This window comes from Aquincola tertiaricarbonis (genome assembly GCF_023573145.1).
Lineage (GTDB): Bacteria > Pseudomonadota > Gammaproteobacteria > Burkholderiales > Burkholderiaceae_C > Aquincola > Aquincola tertiaricarbonis_B.
In genome coordinates this window covers 2,161,237-2,173,293 of record NZ_CP097635.1, presented here as the reverse complement: position 1 = coordinate 2,173,293, position 12,057 = coordinate 2,161,237, and the positions used below count along the sequence as shown (strand labels likewise).

Below are 12,057 nucleotides of genomic sequence, written 5' to 3'. Positions count from 1 at the left end.
GATGACCACCAGCCTGCTCACCAACAACACCACCAGCAGCAGCTCCTCCGGCGGCTCGATCAGCAATGCGATCGGCGCCAACGGCGAGATGTCCAACCTGTTCACCACGCTGCTGGTGGCGCAGATCAAGAACCAGAACCCGCTGGAGCCGAACGACCCTTCGGAGTTCGTCTCGCAGCTCACGCAGCTGAGCCAGACCGAGACGCTGCAGAAGCTCTCCAGCCAGACCACGCTGAACGGCGCGCTGCTGGAAAGCCTGCAGACGCTGGGTCTGGGCGGCCAGGTGGGCGGCCAGGTCACCGTCACCAGCAGCAGCGTGCAGCTGGGCGACGGCGCGGTGGCCGGCAGCTTCGAGCTGGGCGCCACCAGCGCCAAGACCACGCTGGTGCTCACCTCCGACGGCGGCACCGAGCGCCGCATCGACCTGGGCACGCGCAGCGCCGGCAACGTGGACTTCAGCCTCGACCGCAGCACCCTCGGCCTGCCGGCCGGCCGCTATGCCATCCGGGTGGAGGCCGATCAGCAGGCCGCCCCCGCCATCAGCCTGCAGGGCACGCTCAGCAGCGTGCGCCTGGCCGCCAACGGTGGCGTGGTGGTCGACGTCTCCAGCGTGGGCGAAACCGCCCCCGACGCGATCACCGCCTTCCACGGCCGCACCACCGCACAACCTTGACGTACCCGAAGGAACCGACATGAGCTTCGCCATCGCCCTGTCCGGCATCAACGCCATCAATGCCGAGCTGGACACCATCTCGAACAACATCGCCAACTCCGGCACCGCGGGCTTCAAGGCCGGCCGCGCCAACTTCGCCTCCATGTACGCGGGCACCCAGGCCACGGGCGCCGAAGTCTCTTCCATCACGCAGAGCATCGAAGAAGGCGGCAGCGTCACCAGCACCGGCCGCAGCATGGACGCCGCCATCAGCGGCCGCGGCTTCTTCGTCTCGCGCGATGCCAGCGGCACCATGGTGTACAGCCGCGTGGGCATGTTCTCGGTGGACAAGGACGGCGCGGTGATCGACGGCAGCGGCCGCAAGGTGCAGGGTTATGCCGCGGTGGAAGGCAGCACCGCGCTGGGCGCGCTGGGCGACCTGACGGTGCCCAACGGCCAGATCGCGGCCAACGCCAGCGACACGCTGAAGTACGTGAGCAACCTGTCGCGCGACTGGACGGTGCCCACCATCACGCCCTTCAACCCTGCCGATCCGCTGACCTTCAACAGCTCCAACGTCACGCCGGTGTACGACTCGCTGGGCACCAAGCACACGGTCACGCAGTACTTCGTCAAGACCGGCACCAACGCCATCGACGTGCACTACACCTTCGACGGCGCGGCCGTGGCCACCACGCAGTCGCTCACCTTCGACACCAACGGCGTGCTGACCTCGCCCACCGCCCCGGTGTCGCTGAACCTGGGCACGCCCACCGGCGCCAATGCGCTGACGGTGGCGATCGACTATGCGGGCACGACGCAGTACGCGGGTGAGTCGGTGCCCACCGTCAACAGCGCCAACGGCTATGCCTCGGGCACGCTGATCAGCACCGCGCTGGAAGAAGACGGCTCGGTGATGGCGCAGTACAGCAACGGCCAGAAGAAGCGCGTGGGCACCGTGGCGCTGGCGGCCTTCCCGTCCGAAGGTGCACTGACCCCGGTCAGCGACACCAGCTGGGTGGCCTCCACCGCCTCCGGCGAGGCGCTGCTGTTCGCGGCCGGCACCGGCATGACGGGCAAGCTGACCACCGGCTCCATCGAGCAGTCCAACGTCGACATGACGGGCGAACTGGTGGGCCTGATGTCCGCCCAGCGCAACTACCAGGCCAACACCAAGGTGCTGTCCACCGAGAACGAGATGATGCAGTCGCTGATGCAGGCGGTCTGATCGGGCACTGAGGACACCACGCGATGGACGCCTTGATCTACACGCTGATGAGCGGCGCCGAGCGCTCGATGCGGGCGCAGCAGGTGCACGCCAACAACCTGGCCAACCTGGAAACCAACGGCTTCCGCGCCGACCTGGACATGGCGCTGAGCGAGGCCGTGCCCGGCACCGGCTTCGACGCCCGCCACATGGCCAAGCTGGAGACCAATGCGGTCACCTCACGCGCTGGCGCCGTGCGCGCCACCGGCCGCGACCTGGACGTGGCGCTGCAGGGCAATGCCTATCTGGCCGTGCAGTGGAACGGCGGCGAGGCCTACACCCGCGCCGGCGCCATCCAGATCGACGCCGACGGCGCGCTGAAGGTGGACGGCCGCCCGCTGATGGGCGACGGCGGCCCCGTCGTGCTGCCGCCGTACGAGAAGCTGAGCATCGGCGTCGACGGCACCGTGTCCATCCAGGCGCCCGGCGAAGCCGAGATGCAGGCGGTGGACAAGCTGAAGCTGGTGACGCCCGAGGTCGGCCAGATCACCAAGAACGAGGCGGGCCTCATCGTGCCGCGCAACGGCCAGCCGCTGGCCGCCGACGACAACGCGCAGCTGCAGGCCGGTGCGCTGGAAGGCAGCAACGTGTCCGCCGTCGAGGAGATGGTGGCCACCATGAGCCTGAACCGCGACTTCGAGGTGCAGATGAAGCTCTACAAGGCCGCCGACTCGATGGCCGAGTCCGGCAACCGTTTGATCAGGGAATGAGGAGTTTTCGATGAACCCCGCAATGTGGATCAGCAAGACCGGTGTGCAGGCGCAGGACGCCAAGCTGCAGGCCATTGCCAACAACCTGGCCAACGTCAACACCGTCGGCTTCAAGCGCGACCGCGTGATGTTCCAGGACCTGTTCTACCAGGTGGACCAGCAGCCCGGCGCGCAACGCGACAACAACACCGCGTCGCCTTCCGGCACGCAGCTGGGCAACGGCACCAAGGTGCTGGGCACGCAGAAGGTGTTCACCACCGGCAGCCTGCAGACCACCAGCCAGGCGCTGGACGTGGCCATCGTGGGCCAGGGCTTCCTGCAGGTGGCGCTGCCCAATGGCAACACCGCCTACACGCGCGCCGGCCAGCTGCAGATGGACTCGGAAGGCCGGCTGGTGACCGCCCAGGGCCTGCCCCTGGTGCCGGAGATCACCATCCCCGCCAACGCCACCGGCGTGACCATCGGCGAGAACGGCGTGGTCTCGGTCAGCGTCAGCGGCCAGACGGCGCAGACCGAGGTGGGCCAGCTCACCATCGCCGGCTTCGTCAATCCGGCCGGCTTGCTGGCCACCGGCGACAACCTCTACACCGAGACCGCCGCCAGCGGCGCCCCCACCGTGGGCAACCCCGGCACCGATGCGCTGGGCAAGCTCAAGCAGTACGCGCTGGAAGGCTCGAACGTGCAAGTGGTGGAAGAGATGGTCGAGATGATCGCCGCCCAGCGCACCTACGAGATGAACACCAAGGTGCTCTCCGCAGCCGACAACATGCTGCAGTACCTGGCGCAGGCGGCCCGATGAGCACGCAGCACCGCCGCCATGCGGCCGGCCTGCTGCTGGCCGCCACGGCCCTGCTGGCCGCCTCGGGCTGCGCGCACATCGAGCCGCAGCAGGCGCCGGTGCTGGCCGAAGAAAAGCCGCTGCCGGTGATGCAGCCGGTGTCGCGCCGCGGCCAGGCTGGCGGCGTGTTCACGCCCGATGCCACCTGGAGCCTGCACTCCGACAGCCGGGCCTTCCGCCCCGGCGACGTGCTGACCGTGGTGCTCAACGAGACCACGCAGTCCAGCAAGTCGGCCGACACCAAGTTCGGCAAGGAAAGCAACATCGCCCTCCGCGCCCCGGTGATAGGCACCAGCACCATCAATGCCAACGTGGCTGCGGGCGGCTCGCGCGACTTCAACGGCTCGGCCACCAGCAGCCAGCAGAACACGCTGCAGGGCGCCATCACCGTCATCGTGCACGAGGTGATGCCCGGCGGCCTGCTGCGGGTGTCCGGCGAGAAGAGCCTGTACCTGAACCAGGGCGAAGAGTTCGTGCGCCTGGCCGGTTACGTGCGCAGCGCCGACATCGACACCGACAACCGTGTCTCTTCGCAACGCATCGCCAATGCCCGCATCGCCTATTCGGGCCGCGGCACGCTGGCCGATTCCAACAACCCCGGCTGGCTGACCCGCTTCTTCACCAGCCCCTGGATGCCCTTCTGAAGGCCGACGTCATGACCTTCCCGCGCACTGTCACCTTGCTGCTGCTGGGTGCCCTGGCCGCCCCGCTGGCCACGCTGGCCGCCAACCCGCCGCGCAGCGCCGCCGCCGAGGCGGTGCCCGCCAAGAACCTGCGCACGCTGCGCAACCTGGTCAGCGTGGAAGGCGTGCGCGACAACCAGCTGATCGGCTACGGCCTGGTGGTCGGCCTCAACGGCAGTGGCGACAGCACGCAGTCCAAGGCCACCGGCCAGTCGATGACCAACCTGCTCAAGCAGTTCGGCGTCAAGCTGCCCGAGAAGGTGGACGCCAAGTCCAAGAACGTGGCCACGGTGATGGTGAGCGCGGTGTTCCCGCCCGGCTACCGCAAGGGCCAGACCATCGACATCACGGTCTCGTCGCTGGGTGACGCCAAGAGCCTGCGCGGCGGCACGCTGCTGCTGACGCCGCTGCGCGCGGCCGACGGCGAGGTGTACGCGCTGGGCCAGGGCAACCTGGTGGTGGGCGGGCTGAACGCCAGCGGCGCCAGCGGCTCCAGCGTCACCATCAACACGCCCACCTCGGGCCGCGTGCCCAACGGCGCCAGCATCGAGCGCGAGATCGAGACCGACTTCGACACTCGCCCCACGGTGCGGCTGAACCTGAAGCGCCCGCACTTCCAGACCGCCACCAACATCGTCGAATCGATCAACAAGGCCTACGGCCCGGTGGCCAGCACGCGCGACGCCACCAGTGTGGACGTGGTGGCGCCCGCCAACCCGACCCAGCGCGTGGCCTTCGTGGCCGCGCTGGAGGCGCTGCCCATCGACGTGGGCCGCGAAGTGCCCAAGGTCATCTTCAATTCGCGCACGGGCACGGTGGTGATCGCCGACGGCGTCACCGTCAAGCCGGCCGCGGTCTCGCATGGCTCGCTCAAGGTGGTCATTTCCGAGACGCCGCAGGTCAGCCAGCCCAACGCCTTCGGCCGCGGCAACACGGCGGTCACGCCGCAGTCGCGCGTCAACGTGGACCAGGGCTCGGGCACGATGTTCAAGTGGCCGGCCGGCGCCAACCTGCAGACCATCATCGACGCCATCAACAGCATCGGCGCCACGCCCGACGACATCATGTCCATCCTGCAGGCGCTGGACCAGGCCGGCGCGATCGACGGCGAACTGGTGGTGATCTGATGAGCGGCATCGAACCCCTGCGCGGCCGCGCCAACGGCCCGGCCGCCACCGACGACGAGGCGCTGCGCGTCAAGGCCGGCCAGGCTGCCGAGAAGTTCGAGGCGCAGATGATCAAGCAGATGCTGCACCAGATGCGCAGCAGCATGCGCGAGCTGGCCGACGAGGACAGCCCGTTCAAGAACAAGACCAACGACGACATGCTCGACCTGGCCGACGGCCTGCTGGCCGACCAGATGGCCAGCCAGCGCGCCTTCGGCGTGGCCGACGCGCTGCTGCGCCAGCTGCTGCCGCCGGCCGCTCCGGCCACGCCCGGGCCGGCCCCCCTGCCGCCTGCCAAGGGTTGACGCGAACCTGCGGGTTCGCCCAGGCTTTAAGTCCGGCCGCATTGCGGTCGCCTTCCCCTTGTGAGCGGGCCCGGCGAGGGCTCGCCAACCGGATCGACGCCCATGAACCTCATCCAGACCGCCCTGTCCGGAACACGCGCCGCCCAGATCGGGCTGGACGTGACCAGCCAGAACATCGCCAACGTGATGACCGACGGCTACACCCGCCAGGGCGTGCAGCTGACGACGGTGCAGCCTGCCCGATCGGGCGCCACGGCCGTGGGTGCCGGCGTCAACGTGCCGGCGCTGATCCGCTTCAGCGACAGCTACAAGAGCCTTCAGATGTGGACTGCCGCGTCCGACCTGGCGCAGCGCGAGGTGTCGCAGTCCTACCTGACCCAGCTGGAACAGGTGCTGGGCAGTGACGAATCCGGCATCAGCGGCGGCCTCGACCAGTTTTTCTCGGCCCTCAACGCCGCCAGCGTGGAGCCCGGCTCCTCGCCGCTGCGCCAGCAGGTCATCACCGCGGCCGGCGCGCTGGCCCAGCGCTTCAACAGTCTGCAGACGGTGCTGTCCAACCAGCGCACCGCCATCGCGCAGCAGCGCAGCACGGTGGTCGACCAGGTCAACACGCTGTCGGCCGACGTGGCGCGCCTGAACGACAAGATCGCCGCGGCCACCGGCCTGGGCGTGAACGCCTCGGGCCTGATCGACGAGCGCGACAAGAAGATCGACGAAGTGGCCAAGCTGGTGCAGGTGCAGGTGGTGAACCAGCCCGATGGCACCCGCAGCGTTTCGCTGCGCGGCGGCCAGCCGCTGGTGGTGGGCTCGTCGCCCGCCACGATGCGCGCGCAGGTCAACCCCGACGGCACGCAGACCCTCAAGCTCGACTTCGCCAACCAGACCTTCTCGCTGGCGGGCACGCCGCTGGGCGGCCAGTTGGGCGGGCTGGACGACCTGCAGGGGCGCATCCTCACGCCGCTGTCGCGCTCCATCACCGAGATGGCCGACCAGCTGTCGACCAACATCAACAACAAGCTGACCACGGGTTACGGCTCTGACGGCTCGGCTGGCCAGCCGCTGTTCGTGTTCGATGCCACCAGCTCGACCAGCCTGCTGAAGGTCAACCCGAGTGTTTTGCCGCAAAACCTGGGCTTTTCGAGTGATCCGCTGCAACCGGGCGGCAGTGACAATCTCCTGGCAGTGATCGCCCTACAGCAACAACCCGTCACCCTCACCTCGCTCGGCAACGTGCTGCTGGGCGACGTCTATTCGCAGCTGGTGGGCAAGCTGGCCACCGACAGCCAGCAGAACCAGGCCGCACTGAGCACCGCACAGACGGTGCGCAACCAGGCCGAGGCCAGCTGGAAGTCCACCAGCGGTGTCAACAAGGACGAAGAGGCCGTCAATCTGCTGCAGTACCAGCAGATGTACCAGGCCAACATGAAGGTCATCTCCATCGCCAACGAGCTGTTCGACAGCACGCTGGCCATGATCTGAGCACGGGGACGACACCATGCGCATTGCCAGCACCCAGTACCACAGCACGATGAACGCTGCCCTGCAGGACGCCTCTGCGCGTGCGCAGGAGATGCTCGAGCGCATCGCCAGCGGCAACAAGCTGTCCGTGCCCTCCGACGACCCGGTGACCGCGGTGCGCCTGTCGCGCCTGACCCGCGAAGAAGCCGCGCTGGACCAATACCGCGAGAACATCACCGCGCTGGGCACCCGCCTGCAGCAGAACGAGGCCCTGCTGGACGGCATGAGCACCGACCTGCTGCAAGTGCGCGACCTGCTGGTGTGGGGCGCGGACGGCGGCAACACGCCCGAGGACGTGGCCGCGATGGCCGGCTCGCTGAAAGCGCTGCGCGACAGCCTGTTCTACACCGCCAACAGCCGCGACCAGGAAGGCCGCTACATGTTCTCGGGCACGGCCACCAACACGGCCACCATCACCGCGGACAGCACGCAGCCGGTGGGCTCACGCTACAGCTGGACCGGCAACGCCGGCGAGCAGAAGGTGGTGGTGGGCAACGGCATCACCCAGACGGCCAACGTGCACCTGGACCAAATGGCCGCGCTGCTGAACCAGTTGGACCGCACGATCAGCAGCTTCGAGTCGGGCGTCAGCGTCAACGACACCACCGTGCGCGCCGAACTCACGGCCACGATGTCGGCGGTGGACGGTGGCATCGACAAGATCAGCACCTTGATCGCCGGCCTGGGCGGTGCACAGAACACGCTACAGACGCTGGGCGACAACCATGCCAACGTGAGCCTGTCCAACCAGCAGGCCGGCCTGACATTGGGCGCGCTGGACTACAGCGAAGCCGCCGTCAAGCTGGAGGGCTACAGCACCGCGCTCGAAGCCACGCAGAAGGCCTATGCCAAGGTGAGCGGGCTGTCGCTCTTCGACGTCATCTGAGTTCGCCATGCAAGCCATCTCGTCCACCGTCAACGCGCAAGGCAGCCGCCCGACCTCGGCGGCCCAGGCGCGTACGGCGGGCGAGTCGGCCGCGGCCGAGGGCAGCAGCAACGAGCTGAAGCCGCTGCGCGTCGCGCGGCAGAACTGGAACCCCGACCGCAACCAGCAGACGGCGGACGCGCAGCGCACGCTCGACTACCTGGAGCGGATGAGCTCGCAGCTGCAGCAGCTCAAGAACACCTTGAGTGCGCAGCTGGCCAGCCTGCGCGCCGCGGCCGCCAGTGCCCAGCTCGCACAGCAGGCAACGAACGGCAGCGCCAACGGCACCGCCGACCGCCAGCTGCAATCGCTGGACGACCTGTGGCGCCAGCGAGAGCTGCTCACCGGCGGCAGCCTGGACAGCCAGCTGCGCTTCAGTGCCGAAACACCGGCCAAGCGCCGCTTCTCGATCCGCGGGCTGGACAGCACCGCACTGAGCAGCGGCGACCGCGAGACGCTGAGCTTCTCGCTCGGCCAGAACCGCAGCGGCCCGGTGACGGTGACGCTGGAAGCCGGCGCCACGCTGCAGGACAACGTCAAGAAGCTCGACCGGGCATTGACGCCGCTGGGCATCGGCGTCAGCCTCAATGGCGCGGGCGAAACCGTCTTCAGCACCACCGAAACCGCCTGGACCCAGGTGCGGGATGCGCTGGCCATCAAGGGCGGCGGCATCCGCCTGCCTTCGGGCCAGCCGCTGCGCGCCAAGACCGAAGCGCAGGAAGAAGCCATCACGCCGGCGGGCTGGAGCACCGGCGACGCCGCGGCGCTGCGCAACACGCTGCAGGAAGTGACGCAGGCGCTGGAGCATGTGCGCCGCGTGGCCCAGCAGGTGCGCGACACGCTGGAACGTGCCAAGCAAAGCACCGCGCAGGCGGCCGACGCGGCCTGGGCCACGGCCTTTGCCGAAGAATTCGGCGCCCGGGCGCAGCAGCCCGACTACGAGGTGTATGCCGCCATTGCGCCGGCACTGGTGAGCGTGAACCGCAGCCGTGTGGTGTCGCTGCTGACGCTGAAGTAAGCCGGCGGCGCCCCGCCGCCTTATTGCAGCGGGCCCTTGAGCCCCTGCGGCATCGGCAGCGACGCGATCTCGATGCCTTCGTCCAGCAGCTCCTCGCGCTGCTCGGGCGTGGCCTGGCCACGGATGCCGCGGGCCTCGATCTCGCCATAGTGCATGCGACGCGCTTCTTCCGGAAAGCGTGTGCCGACGTCTTCGGTGTGGGCCATCACATGGCGCACCGCGTGCATCCAGGCGGCCTGCAGCACCACCTCGGGTGACATGTCCTTGCCGCTCGCATCGGGCGTGACGGCCACCGGTGCCGGACGAGGTTCACGCGCGCCCGACAGATTGAGGCGCGGGGCGCTGGGCCTTCGGGTGACGGCGGTGTCGGCGCACAGGGGGCAGCTGATCAGCCCCTTGTCGAGTTGGGCGCCATAGTCTTCTTCCGAGGCGAACCAGCCTTCGAAGCCATGGCCCTGGCTGCAGCAGAGGTTGAGGACCTTCATGAAATGATGATAGTGGCAGCAGCTCGCGGGTGCTGTGCGCTTTGCCGCAACCCTAGAGCGGGGTGGGCTGCCAGTCCAGCGGCCAGGCGCCGGCCTGCCAGCGCTGCAGCCACAGCAGGCAGATCAGCGTCTTGGCGTCGGTCAGCTCGCCGCGGCCGGCCATCGCATCCAGCTCGTCGGCCGACAGGTGGTGCACGTCGATCAGCTCGCCATGGTCCAGCTGCTGGGTGCCAGCGGTCAGGCCGCGGGCGAAGAAGATCTCAATGTGCTCGTTGGAGTAGGCCGCCGCGTTGTGCAGGATGCCGGCGCGGGCCACTTCCCGTGCGCTGTAGCCGGTCTCTTCGGTCAGCTCGCGCAGGCCGCAGCGCATCGTGTCTTCGCCGGGGTCGATCTTGCCGGCCGGAAACTCCAGCAGCACCCGGCCCAGCGGGTAGCGGTGCTGGCGCACCAGCACCAGGCGGCCGTCGTCCATCAGAGGCACCACCACCACGGCGCCCGGGTGCACGATGTATTCGCGCGTGGCGGTGTCGCCGTTGGGCAGGCCGATCACGTCGCGCCGCACGTCCAGGAAGTTGCCGCGGTACACCTGCTCGCCCGACAGGCGCGTTTCGATCAGGTGCTGGTCTTTCTCGGCAGACATGCTCAACCTTGTTGACGGCGCAGCACGCGCCAGACGAAACCGGGGAAGGCCAGCGTCAGGAACAGGCAGGCACCGGCCGCATAAAACTCCCAGCCCTGCGGCTGGCGCTGGCCGATGCGGGCTTCCAGCCCCATGCCGACCAGCAAGGTCAGGCCGGCCATCACCGCCAGCTCCAGCAGCCGCCAGGGCCAGCGCTTGGGCTGGCGTTGGGGGCCGAACAGGAACAGCCGCTCGTTGACGAACGGCAGGTTGGCGGCGATGGTGGCCACCAGCAGCACCAACCAGACCTCTGCCGAATGCGCGCCCACCGCTACTCCTGATGACCCACGGTGGACTGCACGGCCGACTTCATCAGGTGGCCAGCGCCTTCACGATGGCATCGCGGCACATCGCCATGAGGCCACCCGGCAGGATGCCCAGCAGCAGCACGGCGGCGCCATTGACGGCCAGCAGCGCGCTGACGCCCGAGCCTTGCGACACGGCGGGGGCACCGGCCGGCGGCTCGTCGAAGTACATCACCTTGATGACACGCAGGTAGTAGAACGCACCGATCAGCGACAGCAGCACTGCCGCCACGGCGATCCACAGGTACAGGTCGATGTTGGTCGTGATCAGCGCCTGCAGCACGGCCAGCTTGGCGTAGAAGCCCACCGTCGGCGGAATGCCGGTCAGCGAGAACATGAACACAGCCATCACGCCGGCCATCCACGGCGCCCGGCGGCCCAGGCCGGCCAGGTCGTTGATGTCTTCGCTCTCGAAGCCCTCGCGCGACAGCAGCATCAGCAGGCCGATGCTGCCCAGCGTGGTCAGCGTGTAGGCCACCATGTAGAACATGGCCGAGCTGTAGGCGTTGCCGGCCGACAGCGTGTTGCCGCTGACGACACCCGAAGCCAGCGCCAGCAGCATGAAGCCCATCTGCGCGATGGCCGAGTAGGCCAGCATGCGCTTGAGGTTGCTCTGGGCAATGGCCGCGAAGTTGCCGATGGCCAGCGAGGCGATCGCCATCACCAGCAGCATCTGCTGCCAGTCGACCGCCAGACCCAGCATGCCTTCCACCAGCAGGCGGATGGTCATGCCGAAGGCGGCCAGCTTGGGCGCGCCGGCGATCAGCAGCGTGACGGCCGTGGGCGCACCGTGGTACACGTCGGGCACCCACATGTGGAACGGCGCGGCACCCAGCTTGAAGCCCAGGCCGGCGACGATGAACACCAGGCCGAACACCAGCACGGTGTTGTTGGCTTCACCCTTGCCGATGACGTCGAACACGCCCGGGATCTCCAGCGTGCCGGTGGCACCGTACATCATCGACAGGCCGTACAGCAGGAAGCCGCTGGCCAGCGCGCCCAGCACGAAGTACTTCATCGCGGCCTCGGTGGCCACGGCGCTGTCGCGGCGCAGGGCCACCAGCGCGTACAGCGACAGGCTCATCAGTTCCAGGCCGAGGTAGACGACCAGGAAGTTGTTGGCCGACACCATCACGCAGATGCCCAGCAGCGAGAACATCGACAGCGAGAAGAACTCGCCCTTGAGCATCTCGCGCGGGCCGATGTAGGGCTGCGCATAGGCGATGGACACCATCACCGCGATGGCGGCGAAGAAGGCCAGCAGGTGACCCATCGGATCGGCGACCACCATGTCCTGCATGCCGTAGGCCGTGACGCCGCCTTGCACGTAGCTCAGGTGCAGCGCCGCCACCACGGCCAGCGAGGCCTGCGTCAGCCAGAAGGTGGGCCGACGCTTCGGGTCGGTGACGAACAGGTCGACCAGCGCGACGGCGCACGCCAGCACGAGCAGCAGCAGTTCGGGGTAGATGACCAGCCAGTTCATTTCAATCATGGTTGTGGCCATCC

The 12,057-nt window shown here is 68.3% G+C and carries 14 protein-coding genes; 10 read left to right on the top strand and 4 right to left on the bottom strand.

Annotated elements, in window-relative coordinates; translation table 11 throughout:
- Position 1: 1 nt before the first annotated feature.
- From MW290_RS09985 to MW290_RS09940, 10 genes are all read left to right on the top strand, one after another.
- On the top strand, positions 2–673 hold the full coding sequence (locus MW290_RS09985; RefSeq protein ID WP_250194515.1) for a flagellar hook capping FlgD N-terminal domain-containing protein: 672 nt from the start codon (positions 2–4) through the stop codon (positions 671–673).
- A gap of 19 nt (positions 674–692) precedes the next feature.
- On the top strand, positions 693–1,880 hold the full coding sequence (locus MW290_RS09980) for a flagellar hook protein FlgE (protein WP_250194514.1): 1,188 nt from the start codon (positions 693–695) through the stop codon (positions 1,878–1,880).
- Positions 1,881–1,903: 23 nt separating this feature from the next.
- Entirely contained in the window at positions 1,904–2,629 is a 726-nt protein-coding gene (locus tag MW290_RS09975) for a flagellar basal-body rod protein FlgF (RefSeq protein ID WP_250194513.1), read from the top strand.
- A gap of 10 nt (positions 2,630–2,639) precedes the next feature.
- Complete coding sequence (flgG, locus tag MW290_RS09970) at positions 2,640–3,428, top strand: flagellar basal-body rod protein FlgG (protein ID WP_250194512.1); 789 nt, start codon at positions 2,640–2,642, stop codon at positions 3,426–3,428.
- Positions 3,425–4,111: a flagellar basal body L-ring protein FlgH gene (flgH, locus tag MW290_RS09965; RefSeq protein ID WP_250194511.1), complete on the top strand. Its 687-nt coding sequence runs from the start codon at positions 3,425–3,427 to the stop codon at positions 4,109–4,111. Before flgG ends, flgH begins: the two co-directional genes overlap by 4 nt.
- A gap of 11 nt (positions 4,112–4,122) precedes the next feature.
- Complete coding sequence (locus MW290_RS09960; RefSeq protein ID WP_250194510.1) at positions 4,123–5,277, top strand: flagellar basal body P-ring protein FlgI; 1,155 nt, start codon at positions 4,123–4,125, stop codon at positions 5,275–5,277.
- Entirely contained in the window at positions 5,277–5,621 is a 345-nt protein-coding gene (locus MW290_RS09955; protein ID WP_250194509.1) for a rod-binding protein, read from the top strand. The genes MW290_RS09960 and MW290_RS09955 overlap by 1 nt, the downstream gene beginning before the upstream one ends.
- A gap of 102 nt (positions 5,622–5,723) precedes the next feature.
- A complete protein-coding gene (gene flgK, locus MW290_RS09950; protein ID WP_250194508.1) occupies positions 5,724–7,100 on the top strand; it encodes a flagellar hook-associated protein FlgK in 1,377 nt (458 codons plus the stop codon).
- Between the two features lie 16 nt (positions 7,101–7,116).
- Positions 7,117–8,025: a flagellar hook-associated protein FlgL gene (flgL, locus tag MW290_RS09945; RefSeq protein WP_259373439.1), complete on the top strand. Its 909-nt coding sequence runs from the start codon at positions 7,117–7,119 to the stop codon at positions 8,023–8,025.
- A 7-nt stretch (positions 8,026–8,032) separates the two neighbouring features.
- Positions 8,033–9,082, top strand: coding sequence for a hypothetical protein (locus MW290_RS09940; RefSeq protein ID WP_250194506.1), 1,050 nt, complete (start codon positions 8,033–8,035; stop codon positions 9,080–9,082).
- 20 nt (positions 9,083–9,102) lie between these two features.
- Here MW290_RS09940 and MW290_RS09935 read toward each other — a convergent pair whose 3' ends face one another.
- The 4 genes from MW290_RS09935 to nuoN are packed head-to-tail and all read right to left on the bottom strand — an operon-like array spanning position 9,103 to position 12,043.
- On the bottom strand, positions 9,103–9,567 hold the full coding sequence (locus MW290_RS09935; protein WP_250194505.1) for a DUF1178 family protein: 465 nt from the start codon (positions 9,565–9,567) through the stop codon (positions 9,103–9,105).
- Between the two features lie 52 nt (positions 9,568–9,619).
- Complete coding sequence (locus MW290_RS09930; RefSeq protein ID WP_250194504.1) at positions 9,620–10,207, bottom strand: NUDIX domain-containing protein; 588 nt, start codon at positions 10,205–10,207, stop codon at positions 9,620–9,622.
- Between the two features lie 2 nt (positions 10,208–10,209).
- On the bottom strand, positions 10,210–10,515 hold the full coding sequence (locus MW290_RS09925) for a DUF2818 family protein (protein ID WP_250194503.1): 306 nt from the start codon (positions 10,513–10,515) through the stop codon (positions 10,210–10,212).
- 43 nt (positions 10,516–10,558) lie between these two features.
- A complete protein-coding gene (gene nuoN, locus MW290_RS09920) occupies positions 10,559–12,043 on the bottom strand; it encodes an NADH-quinone oxidoreductase subunit NuoN (protein WP_250194502.1) in 1,485 nt (494 codons plus the stop codon).
- Between the last annotated feature and the right edge of the window lie 14 nt (positions 12,044–12,057).